Raw genomic sequence first — 20,433 nt, forward strand, 5'->3', positions numbered from 1 at the left:
CCAAGATTAACACTTTAGACCCATTAAAGTTGCTCTCTATGTCGTCATAAATTGAGGGAATTGACCAATAATTATCTCTGTCGTCGGGGTTTGCATCGTAATTGATAAAGTAGTGTTCACCCGACTCAGAATCCCAATCCCCGTGACCTGCAAAATATAAGATAAATAGGTCATATTCCTCGGTATTTGACAGCAGTTCAGTCAAGTTATTCTGAATCTGTTCTAAAGTGGCATCTCCATCTTGCAAGTAAACAATTTTTTCGTCGGGAACTCCCTTGGCTTGGAAGAAGTTGACGAGTTTTTCATCAAAACGTCCCTCTACCGCATCTGGGAAAGGTGCCCAAGTTTCTCCATGTTCCCATTCGAGAATTCCTACCGCGAAAATCCAGGTTTTTTCCGGTTTCCACTCTTGCTGATTATGTTCCACTGTTAAACATGAAAGCGTTGTCTATTGAACATTTTACAGGTAACTGATTGCTACCGTTTGGGTGGAAATTACTCCCCTTGAAACTTTGAAATTCGTGATGGATAAAGCCTTTGAAATCCAAAATGGGATGTGTGTTTATTCGATGCGATCACAGAGACTCAATGAGGCCAAGTTCACACCCTCATTACTTAGATTCTAGGGACATCTCAACAGATACTTTCATATCCATTGTGGTTGTCTTTTCACTGCTTGGGTCTTTTACACTCATCTGGGAATTTGAACGCACGGACATTGTGGAACTCATGGGCATGACTTGATTCAATGCCATCTTAAGCTTGCCATTACCTTTGGAATTCATGGATTTGAGGTCGATGGATGCACCCGGAGGGAGCCCCTGTTGGTTGATTTTTTGTGACTCTGCCTGCTGTTCTAGGCTCACTTGTAAGGTAGCAACCTTATCTTTTAGCTCGATTAACTCATAGGTATAATTTTCGTTCACAGTCATTCCATTGGCCGTAACCGAGTGAGGAATTCGCCATTTCGCACCAATCCCAACCGCTTCAGAGGGAACGGGTGAGGAAAGTTGCTTGAGTGAATTCACCATTTGCTCAACCATTTTTTTTGTGCTGGGGTCAATATCCGCAGGCAAGTTAAAGTTGGCCTGCTTGGTATTTCCTTGGTTATCGACAATCATCGAACCACGCAAACCGACCAGTTTTTTAACTTGCGATCGCATCGCGTTGACCATTTCTGGTGGAGTATTCTTGCCAGCAACAACATCTGCATCGGTATAGGAAAAATCACTATGAATATCCCCGTTGGCATCAACCTGCTTAACTTCCGACTCCATCGTCGTCTTAATAGATTGACTATCAAGCGTGGGTTGAGTCTGACCTCCTACAGACATTGTCATGTCCCTATGCATTGTCATCTGTAGGGTTTGCTTCGTATTTGCCGCAGGTGTGAAGCGAAGTTGTTGCTTAGGCTCAGTTCCTGCATTAATGAGTTCTACGTTACTCTGTGTAGTAGAAGGGGTTTTTGGCGACTCCTGGGCAAGCTGGGTACTCGTAGATGGACTTTCAGCACTAGTGGGTGTAGAGGTAGACTTTTGGGAGCATCCAGCCATGAGCAGAACGAGACAGCCAACGAACAACGATTTTTTCATCCAATCTCTCCAAAATTTTTATCTTCCACAAATCTTTGCTCGTGAGCGTTCTGTTCAGATTTGTCCTTGAATATTTCTATGCTAGCAACAGCCTATACCAGCTTAGTTGCTCGACAAAATCTCCAGCGACCCGTGCATTATACGCTACTCAGCTAGGCGAGCGCCTTACTTTGAATTAGAGCCTTCATCACTTAGATTGGAACATCATTTCCATGACTGAATTCATCCCCATTAACATTTCTTTTTGACTCTCAGCATCCTTAAAAGCCATTTCCATGTTGGTATGCACAGACATATTGGAGCGAATTGGCAATATTTGATTCAACGCGATCATGACTTGACCATTACCTTGGGAATTCATGGATTTGAGGTCAACAGATGTACCAGCAGGCAGTCCTGGTGGGGTCATTTTTTGTGGCTCTGCCTGCTGTTCGATGCTTACTTGTAATGTAGCAACATTATCCTTCAGCTCAACTAACTCACAGGTGGTAATTTGGTGAAGAGCCATTCCGTTGACTACAACAGAATTAGGAAACTGCCACTTTGCACCAACTCCAACTGATTCAGCAGGGATTGGCAAGGATAGTTGCTTGATGGAATTCATCATTTGCTCCATCATTTGCTTGGTGTTTGGGTCGAGTCCTTGGGGCAGATTAAAGCTCACCTGTTTCGTGTTTCCCTGGTTATCGAGGATTGCAGAACTGCTCATCCCGGAAAGTTTTTTCATTTGCGATCGCATCGCGTTGACCAGTTGCGGCGGCGTATTCGCATCCGCGACTACATCTGAGTTTAAATACGAAAGATTAACGTGAATATCCCCATTAGCATCCACCTTCGTAACGTTTGATTCCACCGTTGTCTGAATGGATGGAGGAGCGGGTAAACGCTGAGTCTGACCCGCTACAGACATTTCCACGTCTATCTTCATGGTCATCTGTGCCGTTTGCTTTGCATTTTCCGCAGGTGCCAAACGAAGTTGCCGCCTGGGTTCGGTTCCCGTGCTTAGCAGTTTCAATTGGTTTTGTGCTTGGGAAGGAGTTTTCGCGGACTGCTTAGATAGCTGCGCCACTTGGGAGAGATTTTCAGCTCTGGCGGCTGTTGAGGAAAGCTTTTGCGTACCTCCAGCAACGAGAAGAACCAAACAGCCAACGAACAAGGATTTTTTCATAAAATTCCTCCAATATTTTTTATTTAACAAATGTTTTTTCGTCCGCTTTCTCTCCAGATTTGTTAGAGAATCTTTCTATGCTAACAATTGATTTTTTCTAGATGCTATAGCGATGCTATTTGATGAGTGTTTTTCTGGGGTGGGAGAAGAGTTGGCGATAAAGGAGCCATAAAATAGCCTTATCCAACCACAGGGAGGACTATAAAGAAAGACTTGATATCCTCAAGGAAAAATAGTGGCGCATGAGCTTGGTATTAGGCATAGATGGGGGAGGAACCAAAACGGTTTGTCTCCTCATGAGGGATACAGGTCAAGTATTGGGACGGGGTGAAGCGGGTGCATCTAATTATCAAAATGTGGGCAAGCAAGCGGCTTTGTGTTCCATTCAATCCGCGATCGCTCAGGCTATTGTTTCCTTAGGTACTGTCCAGGTTAAAGCCATTTGCTTGGGGTTAGCAGGTGTTGGTCGTCCCTGGGATATCCAAGTCGTCCAAACTTTTGTACAACAGTTACAGTCGAGCCAATCTCTGCCTGTTAGCTGGGCATTGCAACCCTCAAATGTTGTAATTTGTAACGATGCATTGATCGCCTTAGTGGGGGGACTCGGTCATACAGTGGGAGTCGTTGCGATCGCAGGAACGGGTTCGATTGTATGGGGGCAAAATTCCCAGGGATGCACGAAACGCGTGGGTGGGTGGGGGCCGATTTTAGGTGACTCTGGCGGTGCTTATCAGATTGCTATTTCGGGTTTGCGATCGGCTCTCAGAGCGTATGATGGGTGTGACTTACCAACCACTCTTGAACCGCGATTTAGAGAGCATCTTGGTTTATCGAGTCTAGAAGACTTGGTCAATATAATCTATCAGCAAGGGTGGAGTGTCCAAGAAATAGCAGCTTTAGCACCCATTGTTGCTCAAGAAGCCACCTCAGGGGATGAGGTTGCCCTTGGTATCCTAGAAGATGCGGTTCAAGAGTTTGTACAAGCTACGCAAGTTGTCATGGATTCCCTGTTTACTCCTTCGCAAGTCATTGAAGTGGTAACTACAGGAAGTGTTTGGCAGGGTTTATCTTTAATGCGTGAGAGATTTGAAGCCTCTGTTATCAAGAGCAAGCCTTTGGCAAAGGTTATTTTCCCTCGGCATGAACCTGCCTATGGTGCAGCTTTATTAGCATTAAAGACCCTCTGGAATTAAGAAAAGTTACTTTTGTGAAAAACAGACTTCCAAATTGTTCTCCCCCCTTTTTAAGGGGGGCCGGGGGGGATCAGATTGTTGAGCCTATTCACGGGAAATTGGTAGCACTCCCGCCTTTATGTGATCTCCTGACTAACTGTTCACTGTTGAAATGAACCACAAAGGCACAGAGTTCCCAGAGCATAGAACCAGAAATCCCTTAGTTCAGCGCTTCCGGAAAACTAACCACTGAGTAGAGCTTCAACAAACTCATAACTAGAGAAGGGGCGCAAGTCTTCAATGCCTTCACCCGCACCAATAAACCGAATAGGCAAACCCAATTGCTTCACCACAGCTAGGGCAACGCCTCCTTTAGCCGTACCGTCCAGTTTGGTTAAGACAACACCGCTGAGTTTTGCCGCTTGAGAGAAGACTTCCGCCTGACGCAGACCATTTTGACCGAGAGTGGCGTCCAAAACTAACAGGGATTCTACCTGGACATTGGGGGCTTTTTTATCGATAATCCGCCGGATTTTGGTCAGTTCCTCCATCAAGTTTTTCTTGTTTTGCAGACGCCCTGCGGTGTCTATTAGGAGTAATTCTGTATTTCGGGCTTGTGCAGCAGTAATAGCATCAAACACCACAGCTGCTGGGTCAGTATTCTTGCCGGGATTGGCAATTACCTCCGTGCCACTACGTTCTCCCCAAATCTTCACCTGTTCTACCGCCGCTGCTCGGAAGGTATCGGCTGCACCAATTAAGCATCGATAGCCCGATTTTTGGGCTAGGTGAGCTAGTTTTCCGATGGTTGTGGTCTTACCTGCCCCATTCACCCCAGTCATCAGCCAGATATTCAGGGTGTCCTTTTCGGGGACGAAAGTCGGGCTATAGGATTCCTGGAGAGGTCGGTCGAGCAAGTCTCGGATAATTTGTTTCAGATATGCGATCGCTTGCTCCGGTGGCAGAACTTCTTCCCGTAATCTTTTTTGCAGGGTATCGATAATATAATCCGTCGCTTCAACACCGACATCGGCCTGCAACAGCAGTGCCTCAATCTCCATTACGGCGTCTTGATTCAACGGCCCTTGACCGACAATCGCCTTGAGCTGGTTAATTAAGCTGCGACGGGTTTTATCGAGTCCCTGGCGCAGTCGCTTGAGCCAGCTGATTTCTTCAACTGAAACATCTTCTGGACGACGCCCCTGCGATGCCAGGACTTGGGCTGACCACATGAACCCTTCATCAAAGGCAAGACCCGGAATGACCTCCCCCTCAACCCTTGTGGTGGCGGCTGGTTCAACGGGCTGAACGGGTACCCTTACAGGTTCAGGTTCTGGCAGTTCAATGGCAGTTTCCTTCAATCGTTCCAGTCGTGCCTGCCGTTCAGCACTGGATCGCGCCCAGATGGGTACGGTTGCAGCAGGGGCTCCTGTCGTTTCTGCTGTAACTGGTGATACAATCTCTGACTCTACAGCTGCCTGTTCCTGCGATATAAGAGCTACTGTCGGTGTTTCTGGGTTCGCGGATTCAACCGTTGCTGGCTCTTGTGTGGGAGAGGCTGCTGATTCAACTTCTGGTTGCTCTTCTAAGACGGGGACTACTGCCTCTACCTCGTCCAAGGCTTCCGTTGCTGCTGGCTCTTGTGTGGGAGGAGCTGCTGATTCAACCGCTGGTTGTTCTTCTAATACAGGGACTACTGTCTCCGCTTCGTCTAAGTCTTCCGTCGCTGAAGATTCTACGGCTTCGGCTTCTGGTGCTGCTACCTCTTCCTGAACGGCGACAGATACAATATCACGTGGTGTTTCGGGTAATGCTTCGGCTTCCGGTACCGTTGCCTCTACCGTTTGGTCAGCCACTTGAGTCGTTGCAGCGTCTTCGGCTTCGGTTGCAGTTTCTACTTCAGGTTCCGTAACAGCAGGCTCTACTGAAGCCGACTCGTCTTCAGTTGTGGCCTCAACCGTTTCTGGTGTAGAGGCTTCCTCCTGAGATTCTGTTGTCTCTTGCTGCTTTTGAATGTTTTTATAAGCTGCTTTCGCCCAATTCAGCAGGTCATCGTCGGCAACAGCGGCTGATGCCTCCTCAGTTGTCTCTTGTTCCTGTTCAACCTGGGGGGTTTCGGTAGAAGTCTCCTCTGAAGACCCGTCGCTATTGCCAAACTGTCGGCGAAACCAATTAAAAACCATTGCACTTTTCTCACACAGATCGAACCCAGGCAACCACAGGGGAATTGCCCTTCCACGTTATCCAACTATCATAAAGTTTTCTATTGCAGGCGGGCTTCCATTTTCATGCGGTCAGTCACGCGGCGCAACACACCGTTGATAAATCGGTGCCCTTCGTCATCACTGTAGCGCTTAGCTAGCTCCACAGCTTCGTTGATGGCGACGCGATCGGGGATACCCAAGAATGATATTTCTACCACAGCGATCCGCAAAATATCTCGGTCGATTCGTGGCAGGCGGTTCAGTTGCCAATCTTGGAGAGCTTGGGTCAAGGTTTCATCAATCTCAGATTGTCTACGGTTGATGGTTTTAAGAAGTTCTAAGGCGTAGGTGCGGACTTCGTGCTGATTGGTCAGTTGAACCATTTCTGGAATTTCAACCGCTGTTCCCAACCGATTGATGGCTTTCTCGGCTAGTTCAATGGCATCTTCTACCATCGCTTTAGCACTACGCACATCGGTCGCACGAGTTTCGCTAGACAGGAGGCGATCGCTCCCACGTTTGAGTTCGGCAGCGGCTGTTTCTAACGCCTCTTGAATTTCTCCAGTAAGGGTGCGAACGGCGGCTAAGACTAGATTATTCATCTGCTGAGTATCGAGTCGCTCCGGCGTACTCGGCAGCTGTGAGAGGCTCAACAGAGCCAGTTCACGGGCAATTCGGCGGGGTTGTACCATAGTTAGGCTCAGGAGCTAAGTAAATTTAATAGAGATTAGATTAGGGATTAGAGATGCAACAAAACAGACTTCTCTTGCCCGGACGCTGGTGTAGTTCACCAAGCTGATTCTATCGTTAGCTAACCCATCTCAGGTCAGGGATGGAGAAGAGTCTACTCCTTGATACTCTATGTGTTGTGGATTAGGCTTCTTCCGTTGGTAACACCTGCCGTCTCAACTCAGGCAGGGGCTGTTCTAAGGGTTTTTTGCTATAGCTGGTTTTGGGAGAAATTTGGATGGCGGATGACGAGGGACTAACAATTCCACCGGAAACGACTACCTTGAAGGCATCCTCAATAGACATAGAGAGATTGATGACTTCGTCTTCCGGAACAATAGCGTACCAGCCGGTTGTGGGATTCGGTGTTGTGGGAATAAAAAGGCTCAACATCGGGCGAGTCATCTGAGATTGAATCTCGCTGCTCATTATGCCGGTCACAAAAGCGATCGCCCAAATCCCTGGACGGGGATACTCGACTAAAACCACACGACGAAACTTTCCATTAGAATCCTTCAAAAGCGTTTCTAATAGCTGTTTTAAGGTTTTATAGACTGCCCCGGCTAAGGGAATGGCCTGCAAAACCCGCTCTCCAAACTCCAGCAACCAGCGGCCTACAATATTGCGTGCCATTAAGCCAATCAGCAGGATACACAGTAAGGGTACTGTTAGCCCCACCAGTAAATTCAGCAGAGTGACCAAGATGGGGTGGAGGTTATCATAGGGATTGATTTGCTTGGGAATACGAGTTAGAAACTCGATCACCCAGCTGGCGATCGTGATCGTCAGCCAGATTGTCGTAGCGAGAGGAATCACTACGAGAAGACCCGCAATCAGGTCGTTCTTTAAGTCCTGCTTTAAGCGTTGGATCACAGAGACACCGACTCTCCTTAAAATGGCTATTTTATTTTTCTTGTTCCCGGCTCAATCACTGGCTTGAGGGAAAGGTAAGCTGGGAAACCTTTGCTTAACAAACCGCGATCGCTTCGCCCTGCCCTTTTGGGCAATCGCCTATGGCGCTGTGCGGTGCGTAAGGGGAGCAGGGAAACTCACCGTTGATGAGAGTCTGAGCCGACCCAACTACGCTTAGCTGCCCCAGTGAAGCAGTATTCTTAGCAGAGGGTTCCATTCCTAGTTGTAAAGCTTGTAAAGAATTGTTGCAAGTATCGACATCTTGGTTAAAATCCCGAATCCTCCACCTCGTGTTCTCGTTTTAGATGTCGAATACATGAGGCTGCTATCCATACCGCGAACTGGGTACCGAGAGCAAGCTGAATAATTTTCAAAATAACTGGTATCAGACTGGTATCAGTAAGAACATTTTAACAGAGACAGCCTTAAGCGTTAGGAGGAACAGAATCTACTGGACAACAAGTGCCTTCCCCCTGGAAATCAGAGTTCTATATTTATAAAAGGTTCAATAGTATTGATTATGCTAAAATTTTCCTAAAAACTAAATATACTCTAATCATAACCAGTTGCCGTCAAGGTAAGAGATTTTATCCAATGGGTAATGGATCATTGCGCTTCGATTTCCCAATCCCCTAATCCCCACGCAATGGATTCCCAAAATTTTCTAGTACCCGCACGGCAATGGATTTTTTGTTGTCACATTTATTTTTTGCCACACACAATAGACTGATTTTATAGTCGTTTGCTAATATGACAAATTTGAGCAGACTCTTTCTACCTCCCGGCACTTCGCAATCCCGACCAGCCGATGATAATGTAGCCAATTGCTAATAGCAAGCTACTCAGACCTGTCCTTAAAGCTGACTTCAAGGCTCCGGTCTTTGTCTGGTTCTCAAGGTCTTGCTTGTCTTTAGTGATTTTGGCTTTCGCGGCATCAACTTCTTGACTAATAGCTTTCGTCGGATTTTGCGTAATGGTCTGCAAGAGTTGTCGGTATGCCTTCGCCTGAGGCTGTTGTTCGGCTGGAACTCGACCACTCTCAATCGCTTGATCTAACTCTGTTAGTTGCTGTTTGAGCTGTGCAAGTCCCTTTGGATCTTTAACAAGGGCAGCGATTTGTTGGGCTCGGCCTTCAATTTGAGTTTGGGCGAGAGTGACTCTATCATTGAGCTGCTTGAGCTCAACATCGCTTTGTTGAACGACATTGTTGATGTGAAGCGGTACCACGAGCAGAAAAATTAATCCCAATAGGCTGGAGAGACACAGCGCCCAAAATCTTAAGTCTTGTATAAGCGATCTTTGCTCTGATGCCGAAGCTCCCATACTGCTTTCAAGCCAATAGCCTAGTAGTAAAAAGGCAATACCTACCATCGGTAAGATGCCTCGGTCAACCAGCTGACCTACATAGGCTAGCTGCCAAGCCCTCTGTCCAGCATTCAAAGGAATAGCCAGAAAGATGTAATCCACCAGGGAAGACACAATCATGATCAGCCCGACAACCTTAAGAGCCAGAGCTGTGAACGGGGAATAGACAGGACTACTTTTCATCGGTTATGTCTCTTGAGAACTGTATAAGCCACTTACAACTTTACTGGGCAAGATGTCCTAGAGGTGATGCTCATAACCGACGTGGGGAGAGTCGGTCAAGAAGAAACAAGGATGGCTCAACGATAGGAACTTGCCCATATTAACGCATTGCATTGGGGAGGCTTGTTTTGGAGAGTCCAACTCATCTTTGAACGTCTCTAGAAAAAAAGGATACCTTCGATTCACCGATTTCTAGTCGGCTTTGTGGTAGGGTCATTTGCGCATTAGCTTCATAGTGGTAGTCTACTGTAGCGTATTGCGAGGCAAAATTAACGCCAGAACCCCGAATGGAGCGACCAAGTCAGAAAAGTAGAGTTTATGAACAAAACGGTTGAAGTTTTACCCGACAAAGAAGCACTCATTCAGCGATCGCTCGAAATCATCCTCTCCCAGATGCAAGCCGCTATTCAAAAACGCGGTCAATGTACGATCGCTCTCGCTGGTGGCGGTACACCAAAGCCCCTATACGAAGCGATCGCCACCCAAGACCTCCCCTGGGATAAAATTCATGTCTTCTGGGGTGATGAACGCTATGTGCCAGCTGACCACCCCGATAGCAATCAAAAAATGGCACGTCATGCCTGGTTAGACAAAGTCGATATCCCAGCCACGAACATCCACCCAATGTCCACAGATGGGGAGAGTCCCTCTGCTGATGCTCAGAAGCATGATGACCATCTGCGTGAGTTCTTCAAGGTAGCCGTAGGAGAGTTTCCCCATTTCGATATCATTTTGTTAGGCATCGGCGACGACGCCCATACCGCCTCCCTGTTTCCTCATACCGATGCGCTGCAAATGACAGACCGTCTCGTTACTGTTGGTAACAAAGATGGTCAGCCTCGCATTACTTTTACCGCGCCCCTGATCAATCATGCCCACTGCGTCATGTTTTTAGTATCGGGTGCCAGTAAACAACCGGCTCTGGCTCAGATATTTGCCCCTGAGGCCGACGCCATGACCTACCCAGCGCGGCTCATCAAACCCCAAGGAGAACTATGGTGGCTTCTAGATGAGGCCGCAGGTCAAGAATTAAAAAAATAAGAAACTTTGTTGATAATTTATTCAATCTGGCTGTTTGTTGTAGTGGCCTAAGTCCGCCATAAGGCTCCAGATATACCCTGAAGAGTTGATGGTGAATAAATGGCACTCAGGGATTTGCTATTATCAGACAGGTTGGAATACCCCGTCCTCCTACAATGTAGGGCTACATCATCAAGATGTAGAGGCAAAGTGCCCCAGGAGACAAAATATAGACCCCTGGGTGGCGAGAACCAGCCTCATCATCAGCTAGGGAAACTAACGGTGTACCAACATCAAAAAAGCATTGGCTGCGCTAACGCGCTGCTTCGCTAACATAAACAGTACCTAAGGGCATTAGGGAACTGGAGCCAAAAGCTCAAACGCTCAGGGACAGATTCACCTCTAGCTGGCTGCTGCAAGAGTAGTGCCAATAAAGGTGGACTGGATGAACTGAGAACCGACCGAGGAAAACTGAGGTTGGAAATCCCTCGCTACAGGAGCATAGCCTTTAGCGGCGGGAGCATGTCAAATAAGGAGGATAAATACTGGCGGCGAGGAGGTTTCTATGATTGTCTGCCCTAACTGCAATCACCAAAATCCAGACGGAGCAACCCAATGTGAAGCCTGCTATACCCCTTTACCTGCAACGACTACTTGTCCGAATTGTGGTTCTACCGTTCAGACAGATGCTAGTTTCTGCGGTCAATGCGGGTTTAATCTGCTGAATGCAGGTGCCCCGATTGGGGCAGCAATGACTTCTGCTCCTAACTCAATTCCTGATGATATACCGGACTTGGTGCCCCCTGAACCGCTTGTGGCACCTGATCCCATGTCTATCAGCTCTCAACAGCCTAACGTGGAACCGAGTTATACAAGTCCACCTACTTCTAACCCCGTAACCCCGCTTCCGGCTACTGTCGTCAGTCAACCGATGAGCTCAGAGGCAGAAAACGAAAACGAGAGTTCTCCTGACCTAGGAACCCTACCCCCGCCTCTCACTCCCGTTGCTAGTCAATCAGCTGCGTCAGCCGGAACGCCCAGTACCCCACCTCCACCACCGATATTCACCCCTGGGGCTGCCAGAACTCAATTGCAGGTACAGTCGGCTTACTTGCTGCACATCCAAGCCAATACGAAGGTTGAGTTACCCTCGAATCTCTCGGTGATTCATATAGGTAAGCCCAATGATCAGATTCCACCTGACATTGACGTTTCGGGTTATCCGAACTCAGAGATCGTTTCTCGAGTTCATGCTGATATCCGGGTTGAGGGAGACACTTACTATATCGAAGATGTCGGCAGCTCTAATGGCACTTACATCAACCACACCCCCTTACCTAAGGGGAATAGGCACCGATTGAGATCAGGCGATCGCATTAGCTTGGGCAAAGGTGACCAAGTGACATTTTTGTTTGAAAGCACTTGATTGGCCTAGTAATACAGGTCTGTGACTTGCTAGATGGAAGCTCACTCTAGAATTAAGGGGTGAGGGGTCAAAGCAAATTGCAGACCGCATTTTTAAGTGGTAGCCTAAAAGTAATAATCTAGCAAAAATGGCACTCCCGCGAGTTGCCTATTTTTGTGAGTCGGACGGGCGACTTCCATAACGCGCACAGTAACTGTATGGGCAAAAGTGGTAACTAGCGCTGGGTATGCATAATTCATATTTATCTAGCAGCCCCACTTGACTTATTAGATAATTTAATTATGAAGACTTTGACGCTAACACCTTGCCTCTCGCTCTCTTGTCTCAAGCAGTCGAAAGACCGGAGTGTTGAGCTATCAATAGTCCTCAGCGAAAATAAGTGGAGTGAATTCATAGTATATGAGCTGGGATTCCCTAGAACTTAGTTTGGCAAAGGCGTCAGTTGATTCTCCAACGGGACTCCCGCCCCTGGCAAGGCAAGCGAGTTTCAAGAGTCAAGAGACTGCAAGGCGAAAGTCTTTGAAAGATGTAATATCGGTGATTACTCTGACCCTGCTGCATCCTCTCCAGTCCGTGCCCGTTCAAAGTTGGACCTTTGAGCCCGAATCTGTGATTCGGATTGGGCGCTCGACAGATAATGAAGTTATTCTCTACAGTGCTGTGGTTTCTCGTCATCACGTAGAGATACGGCGTAATGGTTTGGCTTGGGAAATTGTCAGTTTAGGTGCTAACGGAACCTATATCGATGGCAAGCGTATTACCCAAATGCCAGTCGTAGATGGGATGATTATTCGTCTAGCTAGCTCAGGACCGAAAATTCAGATTCACATTGAAGGAGAAATTCCTAACTCGAAGCAAAAAGCTGCTTTAGGAAAGCGATCTTCATCCAAAGTCAAAGGAATAGATCCGTCCAAAGAGACATTTGTCAACTCCAAAAGCACCCAATCAGAAGAGGGAAACTAACCTCTTAGAAGGCGCTCTTGTGTGGAAAGAACGGCGAATCGACACATCGCCTTGGCGTTTGGCGTGTTAGGCGATAGCTAGTAAGTCTACCATTGGCGGATCTCTGACGCACCGTGCAAATTTTGGAGCGATCGCCTTTACTGCGCTGCGAAGCTTTACCCTGAGTGGGCATGGCACTGACTTGACCGCTTGTCGTAAACGATGCGATCGCTTCGAGCACTGAAATCGACTACGAACCTATGCTATGTCCGTGATGTTCGCCTTAAGTTGCGATCGCACTGAGAGCAGAGTTGCTCAAAAAATCTCCTACGCTAGATTCTACAAATTCAACACTTAGGAGCTGGAATTCCCACTATATCTATATTTTGACATAAGTTGTTTAAAGTTCTCTTCGTTATAGTTGAACAAGATGTAGGTCTATATAAAGGCTCTATAAAGCTTAAAGTACGTAGTTTTTTTGTATATATCTAGATTCAAATTATAAATTAAACATATATTTCAGCTCTCATCACAAAAAGTGACCATTTTCGTAAATTATTGTGAACCAGTAATAAGAAGAAATACTACAGACTATCATTTTTATCCGGACGTAAAATATTTAAAGCTTATGGTTAATGAATTAACTTTTAATGAGTATTTACAAACATAAGTTTTCATATAACAATACTTTGTATTTTTTAGATGAAATTTACTACAACTAAGAGTTGAACCATAAGCATTATGGGAAATTTATGAGAACTCAACTTTTGTGGCTAAATACATAAAACCGATGAAAAGCCAAGCCAAATTTCGGTCAAACCCTGGATTCATTGGGAGCGTTTTAGGATTTGCTGCCGTGAGTCTATCTTCGGTAGTAATGGCAAGTCTCTCTATTCATCCTGTTATTGCCCAAGCTTCCGCCCAAGATAACAATCCCCGCATCGCACCGATCCAATCTCATCCTGATGGAAAAACTTACGGTCAATGGGCAGCAGATTGGTGGAAGTGGGCAGCGCAAACTCCGGCAAGTAACAACCCGCTTCTTGACAAAGGAGATTGCAGCGTTGAACAAAAAGGACACGTCTGGTTCCTCGGCGGGACATTCTCCGGTCAACCTGCTGAGCGAAATTGCACCGTGCCTACAGGTACGAAACTATTCTTTCCACTGGTCAATATTCTCTCTAGCGCATTCCAAAGCGATCCTCCTGAGCAGCGCACCGAAGTTTACCTAAGAACGCAAGCTGATAATTTTTTTAAGCAACTAACTCTGCTTGAAGCTACGATTGATGGTGTGCCTGTTAAGAAACCTACCCAATATTTAGTAAAATCACCGATATTCAATGTCAAATTGCCTCCAGAAAATATTTTTGGATTGAATGATACTATAGCTCCAGAACTGCTTCTCAGCCCTAGCGTTGACCAGGGATATTATCTTTTCTTGCAGCCATTGCCGCCGGGAAAACATACCATTACATGGAAGGCAAAAGTAGGTACCTTTGAGCAGAACGTCACCTACAACATTGTCGTAAAACCCGGACGTAATTGATGAAGAGGTATCTGCTGTAAGCTAAGTAATTCGGCATGAAGAAGGAAGTATAAATTTTAGGATGGGTCAGCCTGATGCTAACCCATCCCGCTTATTGCTGTTGGGTTCTCTGCGTCAACCCAATCTACGCGACAATGATTGATTTAATTGAGATACTCGGACAATAAAATGCTGAAATTCTTCCCCAGATTCATAACTTGGTGGCTTTTTTTAACTTGCATCTTTCTAGGAGGAATAGGCATTGGTTTACCAACTCATGCATCTGAAGAATCGACACTCCTAGCTTCTCAAGTTAATGAACCCTTTTGTTATCTCGAAATGAGTGATGGTCGTATCCTTAACTTGAACCAACTATGCATACCCAAGACACTCACAGCTATTCAGCAGCTTCTGACAACTAAGCAATGCCAAGGTTGTAATCTGCAACGGGCTAACTTAGCAAATGTTAATTTAAAAGGAGCGAATCTATCAGGTGCTGACCTTTCAGGGGCTAACCTCTCAGGCACAAATTTAACAGGAGCCAATATCAAAGGGGCTATTCTACGGGGAGCTAACATTAAGAACACCGTGATGCCGACTGGGGTTATTTTCCGGCGTTCTATTCCTTAGTTGTACCTTTATCTCAAAGAAAAGACAAACTGTGTTGAAGCACCAAATGTAGAGCCAACAAGGTTTAGGGTGATTACCATCCCCGTGATTAGCCTGAAAAAGCGAGAAAATGCGATCGCATGGCTCACCTCAACCCATACTATGCGATCGCTTCTGAATTTAATGGCGATAGGATGGGTCTTCGCGATCGAGCATTCGCATTAAAGCTGTCCATTCTAACTGACCAAGATTTTCGTCCTCGATATTCTGTTGTAGTGCCGCATGTTCGCAGACCGACTCTGACGGAATAATCAGTTTTGTACTTGCAGATTGTGCCGTAATTTGAACTTCACAGGCTCGGTCTAGATAGTACATTAAGAAAAATGTTTCAGGGATTGTTCTACCAGCTGTTAAGAGTCCATGATTGCGTAAAATCATGACCTTCTTATCACCTAAATCTTTAACTAAGCGTTCCCGTTCATCCAGCTCCAGCGCAACTCCTTCATAATCGTGATAGGCCACTCGGTTGTAAAACTTCATGGCAAACTGTGAAATGGGTAAAAATCCACACTCTAAAGCAGAGACGGCTATACCATAACGAGTGTGGGTATGGAATATGCAGGTTAGGTCTTCTCGTGCTGCATGGATAGCACTGTGGATAACAAAGCCTGCCGGATTCACAGGCCATTCGCTCTCACCAACAATGTTTCCTTCAATATCGATCTTAACCAAGCTTGAGGCGGTAATTTCGTGAAACATCATCCCATAGGGATTGATGAGAAAATGATGCTCTGGCCCTGGCAAACGCACAGACAAGTGAGTGAAGATCAGATCGGTCATCTTAAACTTATCGAGCAAGCGATAAGCAGCAGCAAGTTGAATCCGTAACTCGCGTTCGTCTAAATCTGCCTTTGCCTTGGGTGCATAAAATTCTAGGGTTAAATCAATGGGCTGTGCCATAATCACTTCTTTTTGGATTGGCTGATTGACATTATGCCAAATTTAACCTTTTAGGGTGCCTTCCAAACCTGAGTTCAGTACCTGGAGCCAAAATTCGCTGATTTTGTGAAAAATTAATCAAGTTCTTGCGTAAAAGAACAACCAAAGCCTGATAACACTAGAGGTACCGCCTAAACAGGGATGGATGCGATCGCCTACAGTACATCACTCTAGGGGCGATCGCTCTGGGTGTCTTGAAGGGTGCCTCGAACACAGGTTTAAGTGCCAATTAAATTTTCATAACTTAGAGCTAGGCAGCACAGAGGCTTCCGGGTTAAGGTGATGGGAAATTTAGTAGGATCACGATTCCTGCGCAAGATTCTCCTAGCAGGACACTCAAACGCCTGGACAAAACAGATATAACACTCCCAGCTCCTAGACATTGAATTGGCGCTTTGGGAATCGCATCAGCTCATATTTTTGGATTGGGTGAACGCCTATGAGTTCTCAAAATGATCAAGAAGACGAGTTTCAGCGCCTAGAGCGAGAGCTTCACGAACGAGAGCGAGCGATTCGGTTGCGAGAAATAGAGGCTGAAATCAATGAACCACAACCACCTCTATATCAAACCAAAAAGCATCAGCCGCCTGAGAGTTCTCTAAAACAGCGGTATGGGCAACTGGTGAACGTTGGAAAATTTCTAGCCCTTGTCGTTGCTGTTATGGTGGCTTTTAAAATAGCCTCTACCCTTGCCTCGGTAATTCTTGTGGGAGCAGTGGCTTGGGTGGCTTACAAACTATTTTTAGAACGCGATCGCTCCAAACGTTCCAAACGTTAACACAATATGTCTGGTTATCGAGGGGAGCGACTGACATGGAAGCCGGAAGGTTGCTGAACATCTCTTGATGGAGAGTCGGGATCCTAACGGTTTCCCGCTTTTAAGCCCAAGAAGCCCTCAACGGCAGACTCGTCTGAATTCCTTGCTCTGCATTGCCCAATCATCAAAGGTTATCAGGTGATAAATATGAGCTATATCGTTGAAACTGACAGTTTTATCAATGATTTAGAGCGAGTTGCAAAAGTGCGCTCCGAGGTGGCTAGTTGCCTGAGTCAGATGTCTACCACTTTAGATCAAGCCGAATCAGAGGGGAAAAATGCTTCCGGAGAATTGGGTTTAGCGGCAGAGATAGAAGACCTGAATATTGCTAGTAAAAATTTACGTCAAGGGGTTTTCCGGCTCCTCGTTTTAGGGGATATGAAACGGGGAAAGAGTACTTTTGTGAATGCCTTAATTGGTGAAAACTTGTTGCCCAGCGATGTAAATCCTTGTACAGCGGTGCTGACGGTTTTACGATATGGTCCTCTCAAAAAAGTAACGATCTACTTTAAAAACGGCAAACGTCCCGAACAACTAGGTTTTCAAGAGTTTAAGCAGCAATATACCATTGCTCCCGATGAAGCAAAACAGCTAGAACAAGAGAACAAACAAGCCTTTCCCAATGTTGACTATGCTGTGGTTGAATATCCCTTACCCTTGCTGGAGAAAGGCATTGAAATCGTAGATAGTCCGGGGTTGAATGATACGGAAGCGCGAAACGAACTCTCTCTGGGTTATATCCATAACTGCCATGCCATTCTATTTATTCTCAGGGCATCTCAGCCGTTGACGCTTGGGGAGCGTCGCTATCTCGATAATTACCTCAAAAATCGAGGGTTAACTGTTTTCTTCTTAATCAACGCTTGGGACGAAATTCGCAAAGAAATGCTCGATCCCGATGATTTAGAAGCTATTCAAGAAGCGGAGAATAAAGTGCGACAAGTTTTTCAAACCAACTTGTCGGACTATTGCCAGGTGGATGGGAGAGATGTTTATGAGGAGCGAGTCTTTGAACTTTCCTCCTTGAAGGCGCTGCGTCTCAGGTTGAAAAATCCTCTCGAGCCGCTGGAGAAAACTGGCTTTCCAGAGTTTATGGCAGCGCTCAACACATTTTTAACTAAGGAACGGGCGATCGCAGAATTGAGGCAAGCGAGAACCCTAGCACGGCAAAGTCACACTCGCGTTCATGAAGCGGTTGAACGACGATTACCTCTACTAAGTCAAGATGTCAATGAATTGAGAGAAAAAATTAACACTCTTGAACCTGAATTTAACCAACTTGCAGATATTCGTGATCGCTTCCAAGATGAGATTCGAGGAATGCGCGACAATAAAGCGAGAGCGATCGCAGATTCATTTCGTAACTACGTGTTGAACTTGGGCGACACGTTTGAAACCGATTTTGTCCGCTATCAGCCGACCCTTGGTTTCGTCGATTTCTTGCAAAAGGGTAAACGAGAAGAGTTTAGTTCAGCCTTCAGGCAAGCCTTTGAGCAGTACATCAATGACAAGCTTTCTGCCTGGGAACTCACCGTCGAACAAGAGATGAACGATGCCTTCTCTCAACTGGCAAAAATTGCAGCCAACTATGGTGCCTCCTATAGCCAGGTTACTGAGCGGATGAGTGAAAAGTTAATTGGGCAAAAGATATACGCTCCAGCCGTGGGTGAGGAAGAAAATGCACCCGCTTGGGCTAGTTGGGCGATGGGTTTTTTACTGTTATCTACAGGGAACGTGGCTGGTGTAGCACTCGGAGGAGCAGGTTTTGATTGGAAAAGTATCCTGGTCAATGCTCTAGGCGTGATTGGTATCTGGGGGTTTTTAACCGTTTTTTCGGTTCCATTGATTGGTCTTACAGGGCCGTTAGGCATTGCACTTTTAGGGTTGGGAGTTGGTGCAGTGCAAGCAGAGCAAGCTCGTCAAGAATTGATTAAAGCTACCAAAAAAGAGTTTGTGAAGCATCTTCCTAAAATTGCGCAAGAGCAATGGTCACCCATTAACCAAGCGATTAAAGATTGTTTCGACGCCTATGAGCATGAAGTGACCAAGCGCGTGAACAATGACATTAAGGCTCGGAAAGCGGAGTTAGATAATCTGCTCAAGCAAAAGGGTTCCCAAGAGTTTAATCAGGATGCTGAGTTAAAGCGTCTAAGAAGTTTAGATGCTGATGTGTTAACCCAATGTCGGGGCATTGAGTTTATCTATGAGTGTTTAATCTCTTCTCCTACCTAAAGAGTTCCGAGTAGACCTTTAGTGTAATTAGCACTGAAAGTCTACTCCAAAAAATAGGCAATAAATCGAGTCATTCACTAAGGAATCTAAATGAGTTATAAAATTGAAGCTGACAGTTTTATCAATGATTTGAATCGAGTCACTCAAGTCCGTTATGAGGTGTCAAATTGTCTAACTAAAATAGCTGAAACTATCGGTCAAGCTGAAACTGAGGGGAAGCAGACTTCTGGCGGACTAGGGTTAGAGGCAGACATCGAAGACCTGACGATCGCAAGTAAGAATCTCCGCAGTGGTGTATTTCGCCTCCTGGTTCTGGGAGATATGAAACGGGGTAAAAGCACCTTCCTCAACGCCTTAATTGGAGAGAACTTATTACCCAGTGATGTCAATCCCTGTACGGCGCTGCTAACGGTTTTACGCTATGGCCCCCAGAAGAAAGTATTGGTTTACTTCAATGATGGGAGAAGTCCAGAACAGCTAGATTTCCAAGAGTTTAAGCATAAGTACACCATTGACCCCGCTGAAGCCAAGCAACTCGAACAAGAGAAAAAGCAAGCTTTCCCAGGGGTTGAATATGCCGTGGTTGAGTATCCCTTACCCCTGTTAGAAAAGGGGGTGGAAATTGTTGATAGTCCGGGACTCAATGATACAGAATCTCGAAATGAACTGTCTTTAGGTTATATCAATAATTGCCATGCCATCCTTTTTGTGCTAAGAGCTTCACAGCCTTGTACGCTTGGGGAACGCCGTTATCTGGAAAATTACATTAAAGGTCGGGGGTTAACGGTTTTCTTTTTAATTAATGCTTGGGATCAGGTGCGAGAGTCATTAATTGACCCGGATGATGAGGAAGAACTGCAGGAAGCAGAAGAGAAATTACGCCGAGTTTTTAAAGCAAATTTGGCTGATTACTGCCTGGTGGATGGACATAATGTTTATGAGGAGCGAGTCTTTGAGATTTCTGCGATTAAGGCACTGAGAAAGCGGATGAAGGATGCTTCGGCTTCTTTAGCAGGGACGGGGTTTCCGGAATTTATGGGCGCACTCAATACATTTTTAACGCAGGAACGTGCGATCGCAGAATTGCGGCAAGCAAGAACCCTGGCACGCCAAACGTGTACCCATACCCAAGAAGCGATCGCACGCCGTGTTCCTTTATTAGAACAGGATGTCAAGCAACTCAAGGAACGGATTTTTTCAGTTGAACCCGAATTTACCAAACTTGTCGATATCCGCGACCAATTCCAAGCTGAAATTCGCTCTACCAGAGATACTAAAGCGAAAGCGATCGCAGATTCGTTCCGTGCCTATGTTTTAAATCTGGGAAACACTTTTGAAACCGATTTCCTCCGCTATCAACCCGAACTTAGATTACTAGATTTCCTCAGTAAGGGGAAACGAGAAGCCTTTAATACGGCTTTGCAAAAAGCATTTGAACAGTACATTACCGATAAGTTTGCGGCTTGGAGCCTCACAGCAGAACAAGAGATGAATGCCGC

At 46.0% G+C, this 20,433-nt stretch carries 18 protein-coding genes and 1 pseudogene; 10 read left to right on the plus strand and 9 right to left on the minus strand.

Going from position 1 to position 20,433, the window contains the following annotated elements:
• The 3 genes and pseudogenes from V6C93_RS36780 to V6C93_RS36790 form a co-directional block, all read right to left on the minus strand.
• Positions 1 to 427, minus strand: a pseudogene (locus V6C93_RS36780) (hypothetical protein); the annotation flags it as partial.
• A gap of 184 nt (positions 428 to 611) precedes the next feature.
• The gene (locus V6C93_RS36785; RefSeq protein ID WP_333481649.1) at positions 612 to 1,592 is read right to left on the minus strand and encodes a hypothetical protein; all 981 of its coding nucleotides are present in this window, start codon (positions 1,590 to 1,592) and stop codon (positions 612 to 614) included.
• A gap of 187 nt (positions 1,593 to 1,779) precedes the next feature.
• Positions 1,780 to 2,760, minus strand: coding sequence for a hypothetical protein (locus V6C93_RS36790; RefSeq protein WP_333481650.1), 981 nt, complete (start codon positions 2,758 to 2,760; stop codon positions 1,780 to 1,782).
• A 242-nt stretch (positions 2,761 to 3,002) separates the two neighbouring features.
• Here V6C93_RS36790 and V6C93_RS36795 point away from each other — a divergent pair, with 242 nt between their 5' ends.
• A complete protein-coding gene (locus V6C93_RS36795) occupies positions 3,003 to 3,953 on the plus strand; it encodes an N-acetylglucosamine kinase (protein WP_333481651.1) in 951 nt (316 codons plus the stop codon).
• A gap of 221 nt (positions 3,954 to 4,174) precedes the next feature.
• On the opposite strand, the gene ftsY is transcribed toward V6C93_RS36795, so the two are convergent.
• The 4 genes from ftsY to V6C93_RS36815 all read right to left on the minus strand — a co-directional run bounded on the left by ftsY (position 4,175) and on the right by V6C93_RS36815 (position 9,325).
• Positions 4,175 to 6,115, minus strand: coding sequence for a signal recognition particle-docking protein FtsY (ftsY, locus tag V6C93_RS36800; RefSeq protein ID WP_333481652.1), 1,941 nt, complete (start codon positions 6,113 to 6,115; stop codon positions 4,175 to 4,177).
• A gap of 80 nt (positions 6,116 to 6,195) precedes the next feature.
• Positions 6,196 to 6,828 (minus strand): transcription antitermination factor NusB, encoded by a 633-nt coding sequence (gene nusB / locus V6C93_RS36805; protein WP_333481653.1) that lies wholly within the window; start codon positions 6,826 to 6,828, stop codon positions 6,196 to 6,198.
• A gap of 181 nt (positions 6,829 to 7,009) precedes the next feature.
• Complete coding sequence (locus V6C93_RS36810; RefSeq protein WP_333481654.1) at positions 7,010 to 7,738, minus strand: DUF502 domain-containing protein; 729 nt, start codon at positions 7,736 to 7,738, stop codon at positions 7,010 to 7,012.
• An 813-nt stretch (positions 7,739 to 8,551) separates the two neighbouring features.
• A complete protein-coding gene (locus tag V6C93_RS36815; protein WP_333481655.1) occupies positions 8,552 to 9,325 on the minus strand; it encodes a hormogonium polysaccharide biosynthesis protein HpsJ in 774 nt (257 codons plus the stop codon).
• Positions 9,326 to 9,682: 357 nt separating this feature from the next.
• Between V6C93_RS36815 and pgl the strand changes: the two genes are divergently transcribed.
• The 3 genes from pgl to V6C93_RS36830 all read left to right on the plus strand — a co-directional run bounded on the left by pgl (position 9,683) and on the right by V6C93_RS36830 (position 12,773).
• Entirely contained in the window at positions 9,683 to 10,405 is a 723-nt protein-coding gene (gene pgl / locus V6C93_RS36820) for a 6-phosphogluconolactonase (RefSeq protein ID WP_333481656.1), read from the plus strand.
• Positions 10,406 to 10,949: 544 nt separating this feature from the next.
• Positions 10,950 to 11,810, plus strand: a complete 861-nt coding sequence (locus V6C93_RS36825; RefSeq protein ID WP_333481657.1) for an FHA domain-containing protein — start codon at positions 10,950 to 10,952, stop codon at positions 11,808 to 11,810.
• 537 nt (positions 11,811 to 12,347) lie between these two features.
• Positions 12,348 to 12,773, plus strand: a complete 426-nt coding sequence (locus tag V6C93_RS36830; RefSeq protein ID WP_349262954.1) for an FHA domain-containing protein — start codon at positions 12,348 to 12,350, stop codon at positions 12,771 to 12,773.
• A gap of 4 nt (positions 12,774 to 12,777) precedes the next feature.
• Here the strand turns inward: V6C93_RS36830 and V6C93_RS36835 are convergent, their stop codons facing one another.
• Complete coding sequence (locus V6C93_RS36835; protein WP_333481659.1) at positions 12,778 to 12,993, minus strand: hypothetical protein; 216 nt, start codon at positions 12,991 to 12,993, stop codon at positions 12,778 to 12,780.
• A 549-nt stretch (positions 12,994 to 13,542) separates the two neighbouring features.
• On the opposite strand from V6C93_RS36835, the gene V6C93_RS36840 reads away from it, so the two are divergent.
• From V6C93_RS36840 to V6C93_RS36850, 3 genes are all read left to right on the plus strand, one after another.
• Positions 13,543 to 14,298, plus strand: coding sequence for a hypothetical protein (locus V6C93_RS36840; RefSeq protein WP_333481660.1), 756 nt, complete (start codon positions 13,543 to 13,545; stop codon positions 14,296 to 14,298).
• Positions 14,299 to 14,466: 168 nt separating this feature from the next.
• The gene (locus V6C93_RS36845) at positions 14,467 to 14,907 is read left to right on the plus strand and encodes a pentapeptide repeat-containing protein (RefSeq protein ID WP_333481661.1); all 441 of its coding nucleotides are present in this window, start codon (positions 14,467 to 14,469) and stop codon (positions 14,905 to 14,907) included.
• Positions 14,908 to 14,976: 69 nt separating this feature from the next.
• Positions 14,977 to 15,111, plus strand: coding sequence for a hypothetical protein (locus V6C93_RS36850; RefSeq protein ID WP_333481662.1), 135 nt, complete (start codon positions 14,977 to 14,979; stop codon positions 15,109 to 15,111).
• Here V6C93_RS36850 and V6C93_RS36855 read toward each other — a convergent pair.
• Positions 15,067 to 15,846, minus strand: a complete 780-nt coding sequence (locus V6C93_RS36855; protein ID WP_333481663.1) for a class II aldolase/adducin family protein — start codon at positions 15,844 to 15,846, stop codon at positions 15,067 to 15,069. The two genes, V6C93_RS36850 and V6C93_RS36855, sit on opposite strands and share 45 nt — an antisense overlap.
• A 478-nt stretch (positions 15,847 to 16,324) precedes the next feature.
• Between V6C93_RS36855 and V6C93_RS36860 the strand changes: the two genes are divergently transcribed.
• The 3 genes from V6C93_RS36860 to V6C93_RS36870 all read left to right on the plus strand — a co-directional run.
• Positions 16,325 to 16,663 (plus strand): hypothetical protein, encoded by a 339-nt coding sequence (locus tag V6C93_RS36860; RefSeq protein WP_333481664.1) that lies wholly within the window; start codon positions 16,325 to 16,327, stop codon positions 16,661 to 16,663.
• 186 nt (positions 16,664 to 16,849) lie between these two features.
• Entirely contained in the window at positions 16,850 to 18,934 is a 2,085-nt protein-coding gene (locus V6C93_RS36865; protein WP_333481665.1) for a dynamin family protein, read from the plus strand.
• Between the two features lie 90 nt (positions 18,935 to 19,024).
• Positions 19,025 to 20,433: dynamin family protein (locus tag V6C93_RS36870; RefSeq protein WP_333481666.1), on the plus strand; the 1,409-nt coding region annotated here is incomplete at its 3' end.

It is taken from the genome of Allocoleopsis sp. (assembly GCF_036703385.1).
Taxonomy (GTDB): domain Bacteria; phylum Cyanobacteriota; class Cyanobacteriia; order Cyanobacteriales; family Coleofasciculaceae; genus Allocoleopsis.